The sequence below is a fragment of the Gynuella sunshinyii YC6258 genome (genome assembly GCF_000940805.1).
Classification (GTDB): Bacteria; Pseudomonadota; Gammaproteobacteria; order Pseudomonadales; family Natronospirillaceae; genus Gynuella; species Gynuella sunshinyii.
In genome coordinates, this window is the sequence record NZ_CP007142.1 from 5,735,328 (window position 1) to 5,757,288 (window position 21,961).

Here is a 21,961-nt window from a genome sequence, read left to right on the forward strand (position 1 = left end):
TACATCAGGAAGATTAGACCTTAGTCGGCATTTCGAATTGACACAGATCACCCACACAATCAATTTTGTAATAAAATTACGTTTTTTATTGGCCAGCCCCACCCATAGTTTTCCTGTGCGCGAAATTACGCAAAACCCCCTTAAAAACAGGGGTTTCAGAGTGCCAGCGAATGAACATTCGCTACTGAAAACAATCCGTTGTTAGCGAAATTACGCAAATAATAGCCCTTGACATTCGTCATTTTTGTAATTTTATTACAATTTTATTATTGCGGTGGCAGTGATGCAGATCTGCTATCGTTAGTACCGCACCATGACCAGGAAACCGAAGTTTGTCGATCCTTACCCTGATACTGTTCTCTGCTCTGCCAACCTACGCCAGCTCTCAACCAGTTGATCAAATTACCCAGCCACTACAATGGGCCAGTGATACATTTGCTATGTCGGAGTTGTGCTCTCCGCTCTAACTGATATTTATCAGCTCGGTTTCGATGAAAATACTGCCTGGAAATTCTATGGCGGCAACATGACAGACTATAATAATGGGAGTCAGCAATAGTGACCTCAGACTGAATATGCCACCAGGGGTAGCACAACTCTGCAGAGGTCTTTTTCAAACGAGTTTGAACCCGGTCAACATAATCGGGTTGTTTCCGGTAAGCTAAAAGCCCACAAGTCAGTCAACGGCATTATCACCATAGACAACGAGATCCTGTCTGCCGGGGACACATTCTAACCGCCCCCTTTCACTCTCTGCCGGCAGGCTTTCAAGCCTGCCGGTTATCCTCACTAAAACAAGTCCACAAACCGGTAATACATCATCCCCAACGCCAACAGGGGCGAGCGCAGTAATGGTCCGCCAGGAAATTTCATATGCCGAACCCGTTCAAACACTTCGATCCGGTTGCTTTCAAGACAAATACATTCAGCCATCAGCTGCGCTGCAATATGAGAAGCGGCGACCCCATGACCGGCATAAGCCTGGGCATAATAAATATTGGGACGCAAACGTCCTATTTGCGGTAAACGGTTAGCCCCGATGCCAAGCATTCCTCCCCATTCGTAATCAATCTTCACATCCTTCAGCCATGGAAACAAACGCACCATACGGGGCTGAATTATGGCTCTGATCGATTTGGGGTCACGACCGGAATAGGTGCAGCGGCCGCCAAACAACAACCGGTTGTCAGCGCTTAAACGATAGTAATCCAGGGCAACATTCTGATCACAGACTGCTGTGTTCTGAGGCAGAATACGCTTGCACTGTTCATCACTCAGAGGCTCTGTGGCGACGATATATGTTCCGGTTGGCAGCACTCTTGAATCCAGCTCCGGGTGCAGACCACTCACATAGCCGTTGGCGCAGATCACCAGTTGACTGGCACTGACAATCCCCTTCTCCGTGTGGACCCGGATCCGCTCTCCCTCCTCGATACGAATAACGGGACTATCCTCGAAAATCTGCACCCCCATGGCTGCCGCTGCAGCCGCCTCTCCAGCAATCAGATTCAACGGATGTAAATGCACCCCTCCCCGATCCAGCAAGCCGCCCATATAGGCATCGGCCCCCACTACCTCGCGTATTCTATCTGCCGGGAGCAACTCTACGTCGTATTGATAACCGACTGACTTCAGCCATTCATAATCCTTGCTGAAATCTCTCATGTGACGGGGTTTGGTCGCCAGATCACAACTCCCCCGCTGAACATCACAGTCAATACTGAAACGCTGGATACGATCCAGTACCACATCTACAGCCTCCAGCCCCATTCTGGCAATGGTATCCACGCCTTGTTCACCGATCTGGTTGCGAAACTGCTCCAGATCATGCCCAATGCCCCTAAGGACTTGCCCACCATTACGACCCGAAGCTCCCCAACCAACCTTCCTCGCCTCCAGCACAGCCACGGATCTGCCTCTGTCCGCCAACTCAATGGCCGTGTTAATGCCACTGAAGCCGGCTCCGATCACACAGGTATCCACATCAATAGAATGCTGCAACAATGGATAACTTTGCGGATAACGAAGCGTGGCAAAATAATAAGAGTCAGGGTGTTGATTACCGTGAATGGAAGGATTCAGATACATATAAAAACCTGCTGTATAGATTTGCCGGGAATTTTTGACACAGCTCTATGCCGCTTGCAAGCAGCATGTTACATTCCCGACTTCATTGCTGCTTATCAGCTGCGATGATTACTCCTTTCCCATAGAGAAAACTGTCACTGTGAATTTTGATCTTTTCCAAACCTATGACGCTCTGATCTTCGATATGGACGGCACCCTGGTTGAAAGCGGACCGCTGCACGAAGAAGCCTGGACGCGCACCCTCAAAGAATTCGGATTACCCATCATAAAACCATTGATGCGGGCTCTGTGTGGCGTGCCTACCAAAGAAACTCTGGAAATCATCGCCCAAAAGACCAATACGCCTCTGCGCACCAGTGTCACAGAAATGAATGATTTCAAAGAAGCCATTGCCAAATCCCTGATGCACGATTACGTCAAGCCCACACCCATTGCTGATATTGCCCGTCATTTTTACGGCAAAAAGCCCATGGCAGTCGGCACTGGCGCCTACACGGAAGAGGCAAAGGCGATACTGACAATATGTGGCCTCGAACATCTGTTTAATGCCATTGTCGGTGCCGATCAGGTTACCAATCCCAAACCCGCACCGGATGTTTTTTTACGGGGTGCCGAACTGACCGGGACAGCACCCGAAAAATGCGCGGTTTTTGAAGATGCAGAGCTGGGCCTGCAGGCCGCCAGAGCTGCGAATATGGCCGCTTATGACGTACATGAACACTTTGGTTATGTGAACGAATACTTTCTCGACTAAAACCGATAAGTCTATTCACAAAACGTTTGCCGCATCAGAGCAAGGATGCGTTTTTGCCCGAAACAGTCATTTCCTTCATGCTTCTACTTCTTAAGTAGCACTTTATTCCGTCATTTCTGACTTGCACCAACAATCAACCTGAAGGTAAGGTGAAGTCTGGCGCGTTATGCAAACCGATATCTGTTGTCGGCATTTCCTGCGTCCCTATAAAACAACAACAAAAATGCATAGAAGGTATTTAGGTATGAAACTCTGGTGGTTGATGACCCATCGTCCTGAGTGCAGCTACGCCCAACTCAAGCAACGTGGCTGTCTGGCAATTTACTGGAAAGATTTGGGCTCCCTGGAACGATATATTCGGGTGCGCAATGGTTGGGAACGGCAGCTGAAAACCTATATCCAGGTCAAAGGTGACGTTGTCTTTGGTCAGAATCCCAAATGGCGCAAGGATTATCGGGAGCTGGATCAGGTACCACAGGCATTTATGAATTTTCTGTCCATTAAAGCCGGAGACCTGGTTATTGCCCTGGAGGCCGGTGCTGCGACTCAGCTCGGTAGAACTGAAGCCTTCGGAGTGGCAGAAGTAACTCAGGATACGTTAAACAGCTATCGCTATGACGATCGTTTTGACTATGCACACTGTGGTAGTCACGGACTGATCTGGCATGATTGGGACCGCATTCATTTTGGCGAACCCAAACTGCCGAAAAAGCCATTTATCTCCGTAACCGAAGACAATGGCCAGGAACTTGAACGGGCGCGGCAGGCTCTTGACTACATTAATGCCCGGAGTCCGGCTTAAGCCAGATACTGGTATCGTGGAATGCCGCACCACCCGCCGGATAACCGGGTTGTGCCGAAGTCAGCAGATTGATCCCCTGCCCTTCGATAAATGCCTCATCCGGCCACAATCCCTCAACAATAACGGTGTCTGTATGCTGTCCGGTTGCAGCCTCAGCCACCAGCAATATTGACCCTTTGGCATTACCAATACGGATGCGCTCTCCATCGGCCACCCCCATACGGTTCAGCACATCGACATGAACCCTGGCTTTTGGCTGTTGCTCTTTTTGGCGTGATGAGGCTATTTCATTGAAACTGGAATTGAGAAAATTTTGTGCCGGTGCCGTGACCAGCCTAAAAGGCTGCTGCTCAGAGGTCTCATCCGTTACCGCCCAGTGATCGGGCAAATCAGGCATACCCGGAGCCCGCGCCCCCATAGATGCCCAGTCAGCACGAAAATGGAACCTGCCGTCAGCATGAGGAAAACCATTCAAAAAATGTGATTCTGCAAATGGAGTGCTGACATCCAGACCGCGTTGATCATAAATTTCCTGTGCACTTGGATAGCCGGATGTTTTCAACGATTCATCCAGGATATCCCACGCACTCATCTCAAAACTACGATGCTTCACCCCCAGGCGCTGCCCAAGCGCACTAATGACCTCATGGTTGGAACGACATTCACCCGCCGCCGGCACCACCTGCCGTGCTACCTGTAAAACCGCATGACCATCGGGATTATAAATATCGTCATGTTCCAGAAACATCGTGGCGGGTAAAACGATATCAGCCATTCGCGCGGTCTCAGTCATAAACTGCTCATGAACACAGACAAACAAATCTTCACGATTGAAACCGGCCCGGACCTTGGCCGATTCCGGAGCCACGACCATCGGGTTGGTATTCTGAATCAACATGGCCATGACCGGAGCGCCGCCACAGAGAGCTTCACTGTCACCGGTGAGAATATCGCCGATACGAGACATATCGAGCGTTCTGATCCCTGACTGTTTAAGCTCTTTGGCTTCGATCAGTTGCGTATCCACTTTGGCCAGGGCACTGACTGAAAACAGCGCACCACCGCCCTCGACGGCCCAGGCTCCTGTCACCGCTGGCAAGCACGATACTGCATGCATATTGACCGCGCCGTTGCGGGAGCGCGAAAAACCGTAGCCCAAACGCAAATAAGATTTTTTGGTACCACCGTATAAATGTGCAAATGCTTCTATTTCCTCAACGGTTAGCCCTGTAATGGAGGCAGCCCAGGCGGGTGTTTTATCGCGTAAATGCTGCTCCAACGCCTCCGGTTCATCGGTATAACGTTTCAGGTAATCCCAGTCCGCATAGCCCTCCCGAAACAGAACATGCATGACCGCACAAGCCAGTGCACCGTCTGTTCCCGGGCGAAGCGCCAAGTGCACATCCGCGCGCTGAGCGGTTTTATTATGGTATGGGTCTACCACCACCAGCTTGGCACCATTGCGCATGCCTGCCAGCGCATGGCTCATCACATGCACCTGAGTGGACACCACATTGGTTCCCCAGATCACAATGACTTCAGACTTCGCCATTTCGCGCGCATCTACGCCATTAAAACCACCGGCTCCAGCCTGCCACCCTGGATTGGACAAGCCAACGCAAATCGTGCCGGCCATATTGGAATAACCCTTGGCATGGCGCAGACGGTTAATACCCTTACGCATCAATAATCCCATGGTCCCGGCATAGTAATAAGGCCAGACAGATTCTGCCCCATACTGTTGTTCCGCCCTGCTGAATGCCTCGGCCACTGTATCCAGAGCTTCATCCCAGGATATCTGTTCAAACTGACCACTCCCCTTCGGTCCAACCCGCCGAAGCGGATGTAACAATCGCTCCGGGTGATACATCCTTTCCTGATAGCGGGCCACCTTGCCGCAAATCACACCATCGGTATACGGCAGATCTTTAGAACCTTTTACTTTGCCAATGCGATGGCCATCAATACGTTCGACCTCCAAAGCGCAAACACTGGGGCAATCGTGAGGGCAGACGGAATAGACAGTTTCTTGAGTCATGTGATCAGGCTCTTTCTCCATGGGAAGGCGAAGTTTACAACAGACCGGGCAAGTACTGGCAAGTTTAAACGATTACGGTTACTAACAACCGAAGTTAAATATATCCAGCAAGCCAACAGAACAAATCCTGAAAAAATTCAATGGATTAGGAGATCCACCTCAGACACTTTCTTGTGACCCCAAAGAGACAAGTGTTATGATCCCGCCTCCATATTTACATATTGTCACCAGCATTAAATGCCAGTGAATATTTTTCCTTTGGCCGCAGAATGATTATCGGAATAACGAAACTGTTTAACTATCACACAACCGATTACATTGATGCCATCACTCGTCGGACAGCGATCCGCGGGTTCTGTTGATATGTCCACATCCACTCGCTCCCCGCTGCAAGTCACATGGTCGGTTTGGAAAGCGCTCTTCCTGCGTGAAGCATTAACGCGATTGTTATCCGGAAGAGCGCAATGGTTTTGGCTGTTGCTGGAACCTGCGTTTCACGTGATTTACATGACGTTTATTTTTTCGGTCATCCGGGTGAGACATATTGGAGGGATTGATACTGCAATATGGTTGATGATTGGAATGTTGGCTTTTTTTATGTTTCGCCGAACACTGGCACAGACCAGCAACGCAATAAATTCTAACAAATCATTGTTTACCTATAGACAAGTTAGGCCAGTTGATACAGTCATCGTTCGGGCAGGACTGGAAGGCACCCTAATGTTTTTTGTAACAATTATTTTATTACTCTGCTTAGCACTGTTAGGGAAAAACATTTATCCAACAGATATATTAAAAGTATCTGGGGCATTCTTTGGTTTATGGGCGTTTGGTCTCGGGACAGGGCTAATGATGTCTGTGGCCTCGGAGCTGATCCCAGAGATTGGAAAGACCCTCAACCTAATCACCATGCCTTTACTTTGGATATCAGGCGTCATGTTTCCACTGAGTTCTATACCACAACCTTATCGAGACTGGTTACTATGGAACCCGATAGTACACGGCGTTGAATACGCAAGGCTCGGTTTTGCCAGTTATTATCACACACTAAACGGTCTTAGCGAGAGCTATCTGTTTAAGGCCGCATTGGTATCAATATTTTTAGGACTATTACTCCATCGACGTTTTACTATGAAGCTGATGACACAATGATTATTGTTAATAACGTACACAAACGTTACCAGACCGACCAAGGCCCAGGAGATTGGATACTCAAGGGCGTTACATTCACTATCCCACCGAAACTTAATGTCGGACTTGTTGGCAGTAATGGCGCAGGCAAATCAACCCTGTTACGTTTGGTTGGTGGGATAGATGAACCGAACAACGGCTCTATTGAACGTCTATGCAGAGTTTCCTGGCCAATGGGGTATGGAGGTGGCCTTCAAGGTTCACTAACAGGAAGACAGAATGCCAAATTTGTGTGTCGTATCCATGGCCATGAAAGTGACATTCCTGACAGAATTGCGTTTGTAGAAGATTTTGCTGAAATTGGTAAAGCTTTTGATCAACCAGTTAAAACATATTCATCGGGAATGAGATCACGGTTACAGTTCGCCCTTTCTATGGCATTCGATTTCGATGTTTACATTTCTGACGAAGTCACTGCAGCTGGAGATGCTTCATTCAAACAAAAGGCCGCCGATGCATTCAAACGCGTAGCAGACCATGCCAGCATCATTATGGTTTCCCATGGCGAAGGCACCCTTAAACAATTTTGTACCGCTGGTATCTGGTTACACCAGGGCAAAGCTTTCTGGTTTGATAGTATTGACGATGCTCTTTATGCCTATAAAAACAGTTACCAGTAATGACAAAATACACATTTATATCCAGCAAACCGGGTTTTATGCAAAAACTACTGCACAACAAAGTGATAACATTCGCCATACTAGCTTCTATAATAGCAACAATTTATTGGGTGGCAATTGCTTCAGATCGTTATGTTTCCACAGCACAAATCATCATTCAGCGCACTGATCTGGCCAGCAGCCAGTCATTTGATTTCTCAAGCCTGCTTGGAGCGAGCAGTGGCACCAACAGGAGTGAACAGCTATTAATGCGGGAATACCTGCTTTCGATTGATATTCTCAAAAAACTCGATAAAGCATTACATATACGGGCCCACTACAGTGATCCCCGCTGGGATAGGCTCTCTCGGCTACAAAAGCAAGACATATCCATCGAAGAGTTTCATCAATATTACCTTTCCCGAGTCAGTATTGAACTGGACGAATACTCTGGCCTGTTAGTGATTAAGGCACAGGCATTCGACCCCCAAACCGCCCAGGCCATCACCAACTTCCTGGTACATGAAGGGGAAGATCACATGAACCAACTGGCTCACGACCTGGCACAAAATCAGGTCAGCTTTCTGGAAACTCAGGTCACAGAAATGTACCAACAGGCCCAACAGGCCAGACAAGCGGTACTGGACTTTCAAAATGAAAAGGGACTGATCTCTCCCGAGGCTACTGCCGAAAACATTTCTGCCATTATCGGCTCATTACAGGGCCAGAAAGCCGAACTGGAAACCGAGCGTCAAGCCCTTGAAGCGTATCTGGTTCCCAGTCATCCGAACGTTACCAAAATCACCCAACAAATTGCCGCCATTGATAAACAAATTGAGCAGGAAAAGGCCAAACTCACAGCACCTGACGGCAACACCTTGAACCTGACTGTTGAAGAGTTCCAGCGCCTGCAACTTCAGGCTGGCTTTGCCCAGGATCTTTACAAATCGGCCCTGCTTGCACTGGAAAAAGGCCGGGTGGAAGCAACCCGCACGATACAAAAAGTATCTGTCATCCAAACACCTACGCTCCCTGAATACCCGCTTGAGCCGAGACGACTGTATAATGCGACAGTATTTATTTTGTTAACCTTTATGCTGGCCGGAGTGATTCAATTACTAACCGCCATTGTTAAAGACCATAAGGATTGAGTACATGCCTTTGTCGTTTATTAAAACAAGCTTTATCTCTTTACTCATCTTGATATCGTGTTTTGCGGTTGCACAGCAGTCGACACCACAGCCGACTCCTAATAGTTCAGATTCTCAACAACTGCCAGGATCATCTTATAACAACATAAAAAACGGTGTGGATGGCCCCACCATTCAGCCCCAGTCACCACAGTATTTTGACTACTCAAACAATATTGCCTCGGACGTATTTGGCTCTAACCTGTTTACCGGTTCCTTCGCCCGTCAGGGGGCCACTCAGTTTAACCCGGATTATGCCATCGCCATTGGTGATAAAATCCAGGTACGACTTTGGGGAGCTTTCGAATACGGTGATCTGCTGACTGTTGATCCACAGGGCAATATATTTATTCCCAATGCCGGCCCGATCAGTGTTGTGGGTATCCGCAATAAAGATCTTCAACAATTGGTGGAGTCATCCATTACCAAAGTCTTCAAGGCCAATGTTTACATATATGCCAGCCTTGCCGCAGCACAACCGGTCAGAGTATTTGTGAGTGGTTTTGTGAACCGCCCGGGACTGTACAGCGGCACGAGTATGGATAGCCTACTGCATTATCTGGATCAGGCTGGCGGTATCGATACAGAACGAGGCTCGTTTCTGGATGTAGAAGTCAAGCGAGGCCAACAAACCCGAGCTTCCGTTAATCTTTATGACTTTCTATTGAATGGTACTATGCCAGTGATTCAGCTGGGTGACAGTGATGTGATATTTGTTGGGCCACGGCAAAATACCGTCAAAATCAGCGGACTGACCGAAAATGCCAAGCGCTTCGAGTTTTCAGACAAAACCCGCTCAGTTGCGGATCTGATCAAAATAGCGAAACCCAATGCTGAGGCCACACATGTACGTATCATCCGCAATACCGGCACCATTCGTAATGTCGATTACTATCCTCTGAGCGACGCCTCCAAAGTCAATCTCAAAAATGGAGATGAATTGGAATTTACCGCTGACAAAAAAATTGGCACGATTACAGTGAGAGTGGAAGGCGAACACGAAAGTTCACAGGAGTACGTACTTCCCAATGGCGCCAAACTGGGCGATTTATTGAGTCAGATACGCTATTCAGACCGTTCGGATAAAGACAATCTGCAACTATTCCGTCGCAGCGTGAGGGATCGACAAAAAGAAATGCTGGAAACTTCATTGAAGAGTCTTGAGAGTGCCGCACTAACTGCCCGCTCTGGTACCAGTGATGAAGCGGTGTTACGCAAAGAAGAGGCTTCATTATTACTGCAGTGGGTAGATCGAGCCAGAAAAATTGAGCCCAAAGGGCAAGTAGTTATTGCTGATAACACAAACCATTCCGATCTTTTACTGGAGAATGGTGATGTGATCAAAGTACCGACAAAAGACGGATTGGTATTGATCAGTGGAGAAGTCTTATTTCCCAATGCGATTGCTTTTAATGACAACTACACACTTAACGACTATATCAAAGGTGCCGGTGGTTATACCCAAAACGCAAACACAGCACGCATAGTAGTGGCTCATCGCAATGGTAGCTTCACTGAAGCAAATGGAAAAAAAGGCTTATTCCACAAAAGTAACAATGATAATATTGTGGCTGGCGATGAAATACTGGTACTGCCTAAAATCAGTGTGAAGTCCAGACAAATATTGAAAGATATGACGCAAATACTGTATCAGATTGCAGTGAGTGCGAAGGTTGCTCTTACGATTTAGACAAGCAAAGGCATATATTACAATTGGTATTAAAAAGATAATACAGAATATAATAGTCATATCTCGTCCAATCAAGATCAGGTAGCTGTTGCCTTATCGACGCATGTAGACGTAATAGCCCTGTCGCGTTACACCCAGTGTTTGACCACATCAGGCCAATTGGTCAGGTCTTCTCGTGTTGGGTGATAACCCCGTAGGCCGCTATTCCGCTTGATTTCGCAACTAATGGTGGCTTTATGGATCTTTAGACACTTGGCTATTTGCTTCTGGGAACTGCCCAGAGAAAGACCGATCCAAGTCTGATAACGTTCTATTTCTATGAGCTGGGTGTAACTTCTTTTTATGCTTCTTATTTTGGACGGAACAAAAACGGAGAGGTTACCCTAACTCACTCTCGGTTCCGACTATTGAGTTGCACTGTGGGTTTGAATTCGCGAAACAATATTACATAAAATGGAGCTAACTATGGGGTACTCGAAAATCATTATCACATCAGATTTATTAAGGGTTGATAATACAACGGTCATGAAACTCGAAAATCCACAAAAACTTAACATCGATTGGCTGTGTGAATTGCTTGGTGGGGCGTTACATACCGTAACTGGCAAAAAAGTATCAAAATTAATTGGTGGAAGTCAAAGTGACTTATTTTCACGTTTGAATGTTTACCGAGATCTTGAGCTGCTAATTAATGCAGACAGTTGGGCCAAAATTTACGAAGGTGAATACAAATATGAAGTTCTGGAACATCATTTGGATGGATTGTTTGAAGATGCTTTGGTGTTTACGATTGAGGCACCAGATTATTTGATTAAATATTTTATAGACCGTAATGTCCCATATATCGATTTTTCAATTCATCCTGTTCGCTACTTAAACGATTATTATTTGGGAGTACGAACGAATGTCGAAGAATTTAGGACTCGAATTGATTCATATATTATTCCTCCACACATTCTCAAAAATGCGACAAAGCTATACAAAGCAAAAGCCCGGAGAGTTTATCGAACGCCATTAAAGCCTAATAGTGCCGTATTCTTTGGACAAACTGAGATTGATTCGTCTTTAATTTATGGTGGGAGATTCGTTGATTTGCAAGATATTGAAAATTGTTTAAGAGAACTGACTCAAGAATTCGACTGGGTTTATTTCAAATCGCATCCGCACGCAAAAAGAAATGCAGTCCTGAAACAATTGATTTCAACTATCCCAAAATGTGAATGGCTGGAAACGAATGCCTATATGCTCTTGTCTAGGGATGAAATAGAGTTATGTGCTGCATTTTCTTCGGGTATATTAGAAGAAGCAAAAATATTTGGAAAACCAACGCGTCGTTTAATCGGTAAAGACAGCCCGTTTGATTTACAGGGTGATGCCGCAAAGAGTACGCCAGAAAAGTTCTATAGGTTGATTACCCACGATGTATTTTCAGAATCTTTTTGGTCATACGTTCTACACAGTAGAGGTAAGCCAGAAGTACGTTTGCCATATGAATTCGAAAATATCCTCAAAACTTCGCTGAATGTTAAATGGGGTGTTTAACGTGCTGATAATTTATGATGTGACGCGTCTTGTTTCAAGAAGAAGAGCACCTACACCTACGGGTATTGATAGAGTTGATTTTAGGTATGCCAAGTTTTTTTTGGATCACCAAGAGTATGAAACGCACTATATTCTGCAAGAAGGTGGTAGATTCTTCGTAATCGATAATAAAACATTCTCACTTTTGATCAAAACATTTGAAATGAGATGGTTTAAAAAAAGTGATTCCACGATTCTTGATCAAGCCATGAATCAGGGTATAGGGATTTTTTTCTCCTATGTGAGAAAAAAACTGCAACAAACTAATAAAGACATTCTCAATAGTGAATATAACGGTGCAACTTCGTATAAAGCGCTAATGGAAAAATTTTTGAATGCCAAACCCAAAAATGCGCTGGGTGGTCGGGTTAAATGGATTAACAAGTTACCGAAAGTACTAAAGAGACCAATACTTTTTTTGGCAGGAAATATATACTATCTTTATAAAGAACTTAGGAGTTCAAAATTTAAAGCGCATAAGACTCCCGCACAAAACTCTGCCATTGACGATTCATTAATGAACATAATCAAACGACATAGAAATAGAGATATTAGGTACTTTAATATGTCACATCATGGTATCGATAACATCAATGGTTATGCGGACTTAGTATGTGCCGGAGTTGGAAAATTAGTATTTTGTATTTATGATTTGATTCCCATTACTTTTCCTGAATATGTGCGTGATGGCGATGCAGACAAACATTCTAATAGATTGAAAAGTGTTTTAAGTTTTGCTGAAAGTGAAATCATTACTATTTCAGAAGCTTCAAAAAAAGAAATAATTCAGTTTGCTGGAAATTATAATCTAAATATCCCACCTATACATGTACTGTACATTGGCGTTGAAGAGCACATGCTTGCCAAACCTGTAGATACTCGAAATAAATTTGATGTTTATTCACCATATTTTGTTTATGTCAGTACGATTGAACCACGAAAAAACCATCTACTTTTATTGAATCTTTGGAGACAAATGGTAGAAGAAAAAGAAGAGTTAATTCCGAAACTAATTATTATTGGTAAACGAGGATGGGAAAATCAAAGTGTTACCGCCATGTTAGATAGATGCACAAAAATTCAGAATCATGTTATTGAAATTTCTGGTTTAGATGACGATGAATTAATCGATGTTTATAGAGGTGCAAAAGCTCTGTTATTTCCAAGTTATACTGAAGGTTGGGGCATGCCTTTGGTTGAATCTTTGGCATTACAGAAACCTGTAATATGTAACAACATTGGGGTTTTTTACGAAGCGGGTCAAATGGTTCCTGAATATGTAGATGTAATGGACTCGGCAAAGTGGAAAAAGACGATTTTGGATTATTCGCAAACAAGCTCATTACTTCGTGAAGCACAAGTAAAGAGATTAGAACAATATAAATATCCTGATTGGACAAGTTATTTTGATAAATTTGAAATAATATTAAAACGCGGAATGAATAAATGAAAAAAGCAATTATTACAGGTGTGACCGGACAAGATGGAGCCTACTTAGCAGAATTTCTGCTTGAAAATGAATATGAGGTTTATGGGACCTATCGTAGAACTAGCGCTGTCAACTTCTGGAGAATCGAAGAGCTTGGGATCGAGCGCCACCCCAATCTGCATCTAGTCGAGTTTGATCTAACGGATCAGGCCAGTAGCATTCGCATGGTTCAGGAAATTCGTCCCCAGGAGATCTACAATCTTGCGGCACAGAGTTTTGTCGGTGTTTCATTTGAACAGCCGCTGACGACGGCACACATCACCGCTCTGGGAGTAGTGCATTTACTCGAAGCGATCCGCATCGTCGATCCAAAGATCCGCTTTTATCAGGCATCAACTTCAGAGATGTTTGGTGAGGTCCAGGAGATCCCACAAACCGAGGCGACTCCTTTTTACCCTCGAAGCCCCTATGGCGTCGCAAAGCTGTATGCGCACTGGATGACCATCAATTACCGGGAGTCCTACGGCATTTTCGGTTCGAGCGGTATTTTGTTCAATCACGAATCGCCGTTGCGCGGCAGGGAGTTCGTCACGCGGAAGATCACTGATGCAGTCGCAAAAATAGCACTGGGCAAGCTTGATGTACTTGAACTGGGAAATATGGATGCGAAGCGTGACTGGGGATTCGCCAAGGAGTATGTCGAAGGGATGTGGCGCATGTTACAAGCGGACAAACCTGATACATTTGTGCTCGCAACCAATCGCACGGAAACCGTACGGGATTTCGTCACGATGGCGTTTAAAGCTGCTGGTATTGACCTCCGGTTTAAGGGCAAAAATGAAAATGAGGTCGCAATCGATGTGGCGTCAGGAAACGTGCTCGTCCGGGTGAATTCACAGCTCTACCGTCCTGCAGAGGTCGATTTGCTCATTGGCAATCCTACAAAAGCTAAAGATGTATTGGGCTGGGAAGCAAAGACTACGCTTGAAGAGCTATGTGTTATGATGGTCAGAGAGGACATGCGGCGTAATGAAATCGGTTTCTCCTTCTAAAAGTATTCTGATTACTGGGGCAAAAGGCTTTACCGGACGGCACTTACGCCGCCACCTGGAAGCGCTGGGGTATGACGTCTACGGAACATGCTTTTCCACTACGAATGACGCGCACTTGATCCAGTGTGATCTTCTGGATGAAGATGAAGTAAACGCTGTCGTTCAACGGCTGCTTCCGAGCTATGTCATCCATCTTGCAGCAATCTCTTTCGTAGGCGAAAACAACTCTGAGCTGTTTTACAAGGTCAATATCCTTGGAACGGAAAACCTGTTAAAAGCCCTGGCGGCTTTGAAGCATAAGCCTCAAAAAGTTGTGATTGCCAGCAGTGCAGCAGTATACGGCAATCAGAATGCTTCGGTACTTGATGAAAATATGCGCTCCGTTCCAGTCAACCACTATGGAATAAGCAAGTTGGGTACTGAGCTGTTGGCACGGACGTTTTTCGAGCAGCTTGATATCATTATCACCAGGCCGTTTAACTATACTGGCCCCGGCCAGCCAGCACATTTCCTCATCCCGAAAATCGTGCAACACTTTGTTGAAAAGAAACCGGTGATAGAGCTTGGCAACCTTCATATCTATCGGGAATTCAACGACATCCGGATGGTTGTAGATGTCTATGAACGGCTATTGAAGTCCGGCATCTCATCCGATATCGTCAATGTGTGCTCAGGAAATTTGACCTCTCTTTTGGAGGTTATTGAATTCATGAAACGATTGACGGGGCATAAAATCGAGGTGGCCGTCAATCCATTATTTGTGCGTGCCAATGAGATCGAACGATTATCTGGTTCGACACAACGGTTACATTCGTTGGTTGGAGATATCAGAGCTTATTCTATTGATGAGACATTAAAAAATATGCTGGAGAATTACAATGATTAGTCTAATTTTATGCGGGGAATCGACGCTCGATTGTGGCCTTTGAACCGAATACTCTCCCCCAAACAATTCGTCATTAAACGTAATGAACTATTCGATGTTTAGAGAGCTATATGGTTTATTGAACTGGAATATAATTTCCCGATAGATCTATGGAGTGTTCATATAACGTGATAACTTAGCAAGACAGAAACAATCGTATGCTTTCAGTTCTTCTGATTTCAAAACGTTACAGGGCAGCACTTCACTGAGAATTATCACATGAACTTTATCAAACCAACACCCTGACTATGGCTTTGTCTCGTTCAGTAAAACTCCGATACTGGAAGTCTAGGCTTTTAAAGCCAATTACCAGCAACATACTCAAACAACATGTCGTCTGGGGAGTTTCTGAAACATCTCTCGCATCTCTAAATCTGATCCACCTCGAAGACGGCTTCATCCGCTCCGTTGGTTTAGGTTCAAACTTCGTTCCTCCACGATCTTTGGTATTAGATGGAAGCGGCATTTATTTTGATCCCAGAACACCTTCGGACTTAGAACATATACTGTGTAATGCGGTGTTCACTCCTGATGAGCTGGACGAAGCAAGAATAGTTAGGCAGCTTATCGAAGCGAACGGTATTACCAAATATAATCTTGAGCCAAGAGATCAACCAAGCTGGAGCAACAAGAGTAATGGGCGAACCACTATTCTCATACCAGGTCAGGTAGAAGACGACGCATCTATTCGTTATGGTTGTACCAGCATCACTACAAACCTCGAACTGATTCGTACTACCCGGCAAACGGTGCCAAATGCATTCATTATTTATAAACCTCACCCTGAGGTTACAAGTGGTAATAGAGCAGGCAGACTGACCCTTGATAGGGTCGAACCTTTTGTCGATGCCATTGAAACTAATGCGTCTATCATTAGTTGTATTGAGCACTGCGATGCGGTTTATACAATGACATCTTTGTCCGGATTTGATGCTTTATTAAGAGGAAAGGAAGTTGTTACCTTTGGGCAACCTTTCTACGCCGGCTGGGGCTTAACCAAAGATATGGAAGTAGATGGTGAAGCTTTCAAACGCCGAACTCGTGAACTGACGATTAACGAACTAGTCGCAGGCACATTATTGCGTTATCCCATTTATTGGGATCCCATCAACAAGTGTCATACAACTTGTAGAAAAACAATTGAATACATTGTTAAAGTCAGAGACGATCTTGAACGTAGAGGAAAGCTACATACTCTCAGGAATGTGGGATATCTTAGAAAGCAATTTAGAAAACTAAGAATCATACTGGGAAAGTGACAATCCCCACACGGTATTGCCACTTTTCTGCTCAGAAAATCCGAGATCAAGGCGTTCAATACACATGTAGTGATTGGCGCACGTTCCTGAAAGACCACAATCTCGAAGCGAGTATGAGTCGGCGAGGCAACTGTCACGATAATGCAGTTGCAGAAAGCTTTTTCTCGAATCTAAAAACGGAGCGGATAAAAAAGAAAATTTATAAGACTCGAAACGAAGGTCGAGCAGAAGTATTTAACTACATTGAACTGTTTTACAACCCAGTTCGACGACATGGAAACAATGATGGACTGTCTCCTGTCGAATACGAAAAACAGTACTTTGAGAAGCTAATGAGCGTCTAAGAAACTAGGGGCTTGCCATAAACCTTTACCGTGTTAGCAATTTCAACGATGTTCGTAGTATCAGTCTCAAATATATTATTGAGAAATGAGTTTCGATACGAATCCACATCTAAATAAAGAACAACATTTTTAGATTACTACTTTACAAACAAACCCTTTTCCGACCTTCAATCAGTACTCATAAAAAGCGGTCAACAATCACCCGCTGACCGCCAGACATCATTTAGACCTTAACGCAAGTTCTAAAGTGATTTATATACTTGACAAGCAACACCTTCATATCGCCACGACCCAGTACCACCACCTAATTCATTCCAATTGGTAGTATAAAAATGATCGCCACTACTTGTATTGAAATAACGATATAAGCTTTTTGTTTCAGCACTTGCAGCTCCAGGAACGTATCCAGTAATTCCCTCATATTTATAATTACCAGAGCCTCCCCCTAACTCACTCCAATTAACTGTATAGAAATGATCACCGGATTTCGTATTGTAATAACGATACAGAGGTTTAGTGCCACTTAATTGAGTTCCGTTTATATACCCTTCGACAGATTCGAGCTTCCAACCACTTGGAGTTCCACCCTGAAGTTCACTCCAGCTTCGAGTATAGAAATGGTCTTTAACACTACCGTTGTAGTACCTAAACAATGCACTTCTATTAGTAGCTGTATAACGTGAATAAGCCAACAGGTTTGGAGACTCACTTCCTTTATTACCAATCACACCATATGTAGTAACGGCTTGAAGCGCATTAGATACTGCAACGGGTGAAGCCTTTTGATGATTTTGCAAATAAAGCGCAACAATACCGGAGACATGAGGCGCAGCCATAGATGTACCTGAAAGCACTTCTATAGACGAATCACCTCTAAAATAAGCAGAAGGAATGTCCTCCCCTGGTGCAAATAAATCAACACAACGTCCATAATTCGAAAATGAGGCTCTTTTGCCGTCAAAATCAACAGCGCCTACAGTAATTGCCGCTGACAAACGAGCAGGAGATTCTTTACATGCATCTATATTGTCATTTCCAGCAGCAACCACATATACCACACCCGAATTAATAGAATTATTTACGGCGTCATCTAATGCCCGGTTAGACTCTCCTCCCAAACTCATATTCGCTACAGCAGGCAAAGAGGCATGAGACGTCACCCAGTCTACACCAGCAATAACATCAGAAGTATAGCCTTTGCCATTGCAACCAAAAACTCTTACGGAATGCAAATCAACAGCTTTCGCAACCCCCCAATATTTACCTCCAACAGTACCAGCAACATGTGTACCGTGACCATTACAATCATCTGCCCCTCGACCATCATTTACAACAGAGTAGTCCAACGACACCCTCCCTTCAAAATCATTGTGACTAGCACGAATGCCTGTATCAATGATGTACGCGTTTACGCCTTTTCCATCAAAATCATAGTTATAAATTTCATCTAATTCAGTACCACGTTGATCAATACGATCAAGTCCCCAAGACGAAGCGTTTTGCGAAGCAGACACTGAAACAATACTGTCTTCTATTACATACTCAATATTTGAGTCTTGCGATATTGCTAACGCTTGCGATTCAGATGCTTCGATAACAAAACCAGCCAAAGCATGAGTATATGTTGTCGCTACCTGGGCTCCATATTTAGCGGAAAAGTCACGAGCAGATATAGCGAAATCTGCTCGGCTGCTAATCCCCATGGTGTTTGCTGCATCTTTATTCATAACAACAATATAGCGATCTTTAACCGGACTCTTAACTTTCAAAAGACCAACTGCATGAGCTGCATTCACAGCGGCAACTGAAGAAATAAAAGCAACACAAAATGATTTCGACAATGTTCTTAGATACTTCACAATTCAATCTCCTTATTTTTGATTTCTTGTGAGTGTTATTGACTAGTTTCCTTTGGCAAATCCTATACATCAGAGCACTGATGCCATAATGATGCAGCGCAACAATTAAGCTCAACCAACAGTTAAAAAGCTACTTGATTTCTTTCAAAAGAAAACTAAGAAAAAGTTCTTCCTCAATTTTTGTGACAGTTCCAGCAAAAAATAAAATACCATATTGACAAAAAAAAGGATAAAAACCACTTAAATATGAGTATGCGCCAAAGAATTAACCTATTTCCAAACCAAATTGCCTACCCATAATACCGATTCCTGAACACCCTCAATTCAGGAGATCACCGTGAGTACTACACAGCCTTAAAACCTAAACCAACCGCCACGATCAGTGGCAACAATCCAGCCCATCCCGAAACGTCTTCTGTCAGCCTCAGCAACTGTCTTATCACCAGTTCATTTACTGGCGGCAAAAACTGCAACCTAAGATGGATGGTTCATATCCAACCCATACTCAACAATTACTGCCGGTTCATTATTCATCCGAGGGACATTCGAGAACTCCCCCCCATGCTCATCTCACCCAATGGTATTCGCATCCAAGGCATCTCCAATAGCAGGGATTGCCACTCGATCACCTGATCAATCACGGCATCTTTCACTTTGGAAATCAGACTGACAGAAACATCTGCATCGTGCATTTCCTTGAACATTGCGACGATATCGCAAGTGCTCAGACTTTGGCATACAGGCTAAGAATCTTATCATCCATAGAAGCAAAGCGGGCTTGCTGCTTCTTCACAAGTTTGGGCATAAAGGAACCATTACGATCCAATGGTGTTTCAATTTCGATCTGATCGTTATCTGTGATCAGGGTCTTATTGGATCGGCCATTACGGCTGTTGGGATTGTCATTGGACTGGTGCTTTCATAGCCAAGATGATCATCCATCTCAGCGTTAAAAGTGGTCTCCAGGGTAACTTTGGTAGGCATTTTTTGGAAGTCGTCGAGGTCGGCTTCCGTCTTGATTGATTTGGCTGCTTCGTGTTCTAAGGCTTCGAGTTCTTTTTTGTTCATAACTGCTTATCTTGATGATTGGGAGATGATAAGCAGTTACACAGTTTTATCTACAGTCGCTATTGCAACTTTTCAGCTTAGGAAATCCGAGGTTATCGGTTAATACAGAGTATTCCCATAAGTCTGGTTATTATTATCATTATTGATAATTCTGACTTCTTTCTTAAATTTATTGTTCCTGACGACGTTATACATTGCCTGGTCACGATTGCTGGTCACACTACCGGCCAGAGGTGGATTCCCAACATTATCTGCACTACAATCCAACACTAGCAGAGTAGGCCCTTGCCTTGAACCTATGAATATCCCCGGCTTATCTCCATCATAATGATTATAGTAAAAGCGATTGTTTTCAATCAGATTAAAACTTGGAGAGGAATATCTTACCGCTCCACCCTCACCACAATTACGATAAAGATAAATTCCCCCCGCCTCCAGATAGGCAAAATAATTACCTCTAAAAATATTAAATGAAGAACCATCTATCGCCACAAGCTCTCTGGATTTATCATAAACCTTTACTGTGTTAGCGATTTCAACGATGTTTGTAGTATCAGTCTCAAATATATTATTGAGAAATGAGTTTCGATACGAATCCACATCTAAATAAAGAACAACATTTTTAGATTTCCCAGTAAAATGACTGTTTTGCATGGTGACATAGTGTACACCAGGGCCAATATAAAAGGGGGTTTCCTCATTGGCCGCAATAGTTATATTGTCAAATACAATACCATGAGGCGCGCTATCCCTTACTCTTTTAACATGCTCAACTCCCAACCTGGAGCTTTCAACGACATCCTTTGATTGTCCATTCTTACCCATACCAATAATTCTAATGCTCGGTATAGTACAATTTTTAATTACAATATTTTCTGGCACAGAATATACATTTTCCGACTGCTTGTATGACTCTATTACCAATTGTTTTGTCAGGGTTCCATTATTGCAATCCAAAACGAGATTAGAGAATAACCGCCCTGAAAGCTTCACTTGAGTATTAATACTCTGGCCACTACTCATTCTGCAATACAATTTATCAGTAGAGAGACTGGTAACGTTTTCTCCCACTGGGCACCCGGCAGGTAAACTATCATATGAGCTTTCGGGATCGCTCAATGGGGGGATATCTCCCATAAAAGGAACCTGCCAGCGATATGAGTTATTCAAAGTTGCCCTCGCGCCAGAAAGACTGCCTCGCACTTCAATATTCTGATACTGATAATCATGCATGTAATACCGTGGCAATTCAAAAGAAAAACGATGGGCACTTCCACTTGGTGTATTACAAGCCCTGGCCACAGCATCTTCACTGTTACGCGATGCAACCACTGATCGAATCGTTTTACTTCCGATACCAAGCTCCACCATCGGCTGCTCACTTGAGTAAGTCAGGCAAGCCCACCCTGAAACAATGAAATTATTATGGTTGGTATCAAAATGCACCGGATCAATATGACCAATCACCTTTCTTTCTGGAATTGTAAAACTACCGGAATTAGTAATTGTTGTATTCGGCCCATTGGAGTCAATCCCATGAACATATAGTTTACGACCACCATGCTCACGCCACTGAGACTCAGTCAAGACCAATGAAAATCTGCGGTATTCACTATAAGCCTTACAAACTTTATTTATATCTCCGGCATCTGCAGCCTTAATATTTGCTTTAGCTCCACGGATAATTGTCGCATCAGAAGAACCTGCCGGTGCACCACTATACAAATGCACATCTATACTGTCCGTTCTGCCCTTTTGACAAGCCCAGCCATGGATGAACACTTGACTGTTATTGTTGATGAGCTTAACGGTATCAATAGCACCGGCTATTTCAGCGAGTGCAGGCCCTGACGAGATTAAAATTAGAAAAGCAATAAAGAACTTCATACGATACTCCTTAATTTTCCTTTGTTCCTTTGATTAATGTAGACGGATGACCAGCAATATCTCCGATTGGTGATATTAGAAGCAAATACTATAAGGTTATTCTGCAGATAGGTAACTTTTAGAACCCAAATTGCCATATCAAAGTATATTGGTGCATATAAACCAGTTACTTCTTGGCAACTAACCTTAACATCGCAACAAGTGA

At 44.2% G+C, this 21,961-nt stretch carries 19 protein-coding genes and 1 pseudogene; 13 read left to right on the forward strand and 7 right to left on the reverse strand.

From position 1 onward, the window contains the following. Window positions 1-789: 789 nt before the first annotated feature. On the reverse strand, window positions 790-2,088 hold the full coding sequence (locus YC6258_RS23830; RefSeq protein ID WP_044619103.1) for an NAD(P)/FAD-dependent oxidoreductase: 1,299 nt from the start codon (window positions 2,086-2,088) through the stop codon (window positions 790-792). Window positions 2,089-2,227: 139 nt separating this feature from the next. Between YC6258_RS23830 and YC6258_RS23835 the strand changes: the two genes are divergently transcribed. Beyond that, window positions 2,228-2,842, forward strand: a complete 615-nt coding sequence (locus tag YC6258_RS23835; protein ID WP_211264580.1) for an HAD-IA family hydrolase — start codon at window positions 2,228-2,230, stop codon at window positions 2,840-2,842. A 244-nt stretch (window positions 2,843-3,086) separates the two neighbouring features. Next, complete coding sequence (locus YC6258_RS23840) at window positions 3,087-3,644, forward strand: hypothetical protein (protein ID WP_044619104.1); 558 nt, start codon at window positions 3,087-3,089, stop codon at window positions 3,642-3,644. Here the strand turns inward: YC6258_RS23840 and YC6258_RS23845 are convergent. Beyond that, complete coding sequence (locus tag YC6258_RS23845; protein WP_044619105.1) at window positions 3,622-5,682, reverse strand: molybdopterin-dependent oxidoreductase; 2,061 nt, start codon at window positions 5,680-5,682, stop codon at window positions 3,622-3,624. The genes YC6258_RS23840 and YC6258_RS23845 overlap by 23 nt on opposite strands. A 363-nt stretch (window positions 5,683-6,045) precedes the next feature. Between YC6258_RS23845 and YC6258_RS23850 the strand changes: the two genes are divergently transcribed. The 10 genes and pseudogenes from YC6258_RS23850 to YC6258_RS29145 form a co-directional block, all read left to right on the forward strand. Beyond that, a complete protein-coding gene (locus tag YC6258_RS23850) occupies window positions 6,046-6,834 on the forward strand; it encodes an ABC transporter permease (protein ID WP_044619106.1) in 789 nt (262 codons plus the stop codon). Continuing rightward, on the forward strand, window positions 6,831-7,493 hold the full coding sequence (locus tag YC6258_RS23855; protein WP_044619107.1) for an ABC transporter ATP-binding protein: 663 nt from the start codon (window positions 6,831-6,833) through the stop codon (window positions 7,491-7,493). Before YC6258_RS23850 ends, YC6258_RS23855 begins: the two co-directional genes overlap by 4 nt. Before the next feature lie 110 nt (window positions 7,494-7,603). Further along, on the forward strand, window positions 7,604-8,623 hold the full coding sequence (locus YC6258_RS23860) for a KpsE/RkpR family capsule polysaccharide export protein (protein ID WP_211264581.1): 1,020 nt from the start codon (window positions 7,604-7,606) through the stop codon (window positions 8,621-8,623). A gap of 4 nt (window positions 8,624-8,627) precedes the next feature. Continuing rightward, window positions 8,628-10,352 carry a polysaccharide biosynthesis/export family protein gene (locus tag YC6258_RS23865; protein ID WP_082070871.1) on the forward strand — a complete coding sequence of 575 codons (1,725 nt, stop codon included), beginning with the start codon at window positions 8,628-8,630 and terminating at the stop codon, window positions 10,350-10,352. Between the two features lie 465 nt (window positions 10,353-10,817). Continuing rightward, window positions 10,818-11,894 carry a hypothetical protein gene (locus YC6258_RS23870; RefSeq protein ID WP_044619109.1) on the forward strand — a complete coding sequence of 359 codons (1,077 nt, stop codon included), beginning with the start codon at window positions 10,818-10,820 and terminating at the stop codon, window positions 11,892-11,894. A gap of 1 nt (window position 11,895) precedes the next feature. Then, window positions 11,896-13,383 (forward strand): glycosyltransferase family 4 protein, encoded by a 1,488-nt coding sequence (locus YC6258_RS27690; RefSeq protein WP_052830541.1) that lies wholly within the window; start codon window positions 11,896-11,898, stop codon window positions 13,381-13,383. Then, complete coding sequence (gene gmd, locus YC6258_RS23880; protein ID WP_044619110.1) at window positions 13,380-14,414, forward strand: GDP-mannose 4,6-dehydratase; 1,035 nt, start codon at window positions 13,380-13,382, stop codon at window positions 14,412-14,414. Before YC6258_RS27690 ends, gmd begins: the two co-directional genes overlap by 4 nt. Next, window positions 14,392-15,300 (forward strand): GDP-mannose 4,6-dehydratase, encoded by a 909-nt coding sequence (locus YC6258_RS23885; RefSeq protein ID WP_044619111.1) that lies wholly within the window; start codon window positions 14,392-14,394, stop codon window positions 15,298-15,300. The genes gmd and YC6258_RS23885 overlap by 23 nt, the downstream gene beginning before the upstream one ends. Before the next feature lie 287 nt (window positions 15,301-15,587). Next, a complete protein-coding gene (locus YC6258_RS31080; RefSeq protein ID WP_052830542.1) occupies window positions 15,588-16,598 on the forward strand; it encodes a capsular polysaccharide export protein, LipB/KpsS family in 1,011 nt (336 codons plus the stop codon). Between the two features lie 44 nt (window positions 16,599-16,642). Continuing rightward, window positions 16,643-16,942: pseudogene (locus YC6258_RS29145) on the forward strand (IS3 family transposase); the annotation flags it as partial. A 242-nt stretch (window positions 16,943-17,184) separates the two neighbouring features. Here YC6258_RS29145 and YC6258_RS23895 read toward each other — a convergent pair. Beyond that, the gene (locus YC6258_RS23895; protein ID WP_144407732.1) at window positions 17,185-18,801 is read right to left on the reverse strand and encodes a S8 family serine peptidase; all 1,617 of its coding nucleotides are present in this window, start codon (window positions 18,799-18,801) and stop codon (window positions 17,185-17,187) included. A 431-nt stretch (window positions 18,802-19,232) separates the two neighbouring features. Here YC6258_RS23895 and YC6258_RS31445 point away from each other — a divergent pair, with 431 nt between their 5' ends. Then, window positions 19,233-19,409: a hypothetical protein gene (locus tag YC6258_RS31445; RefSeq protein WP_425402644.1), complete on the forward strand. Its 177-nt coding sequence runs from the start codon at window positions 19,233-19,235 to the stop codon at window positions 19,407-19,409. On the opposite strand, the gene YC6258_RS29970 is transcribed toward YC6258_RS31445, so the two are convergent. The 4 genes from YC6258_RS29970 to YC6258_RS23905 all read right to left on the reverse strand — a co-directional run bounded on the left by YC6258_RS29970 (window position 19,332) and on the right by YC6258_RS23905 (window position 21,756). Next, window positions 19,332-19,505, reverse strand: a complete 174-nt coding sequence (locus tag YC6258_RS29970) for a hypothetical protein (protein ID WP_144407733.1) — start codon at window positions 19,503-19,505, stop codon at window positions 19,332-19,334. The two genes, YC6258_RS31445 and YC6258_RS29970, sit on opposite strands and share 78 nt — an antisense overlap. A gap of 20 nt (window positions 19,506-19,525) precedes the next feature. Next, on the reverse strand, window positions 19,526-19,666 hold the full coding sequence (locus YC6258_RS31450) for a transposase (RefSeq protein ID WP_144407826.1): 141 nt from the start codon (window positions 19,664-19,666) through the stop codon (window positions 19,526-19,528). Beyond that, on the reverse strand, window positions 19,663-19,869 hold the full coding sequence (locus YC6258_RS29980) for a hypothetical protein (RefSeq protein WP_044619112.1): 207 nt from the start codon (window positions 19,867-19,869) through the stop codon (window positions 19,663-19,665). The genes YC6258_RS31450 and YC6258_RS29980 overlap by 4 nt, the downstream gene beginning before the upstream one ends. Before the next feature lie 99 nt (window positions 19,870-19,968). Next, window positions 19,969-21,756 (reverse strand): hypothetical protein, encoded by a 1,788-nt coding sequence (locus tag YC6258_RS23905; RefSeq protein WP_044619113.1) that lies wholly within the window; start codon window positions 21,754-21,756, stop codon window positions 19,969-19,971. Window positions 21,757-21,961 lie beyond the last annotated feature (205 nt).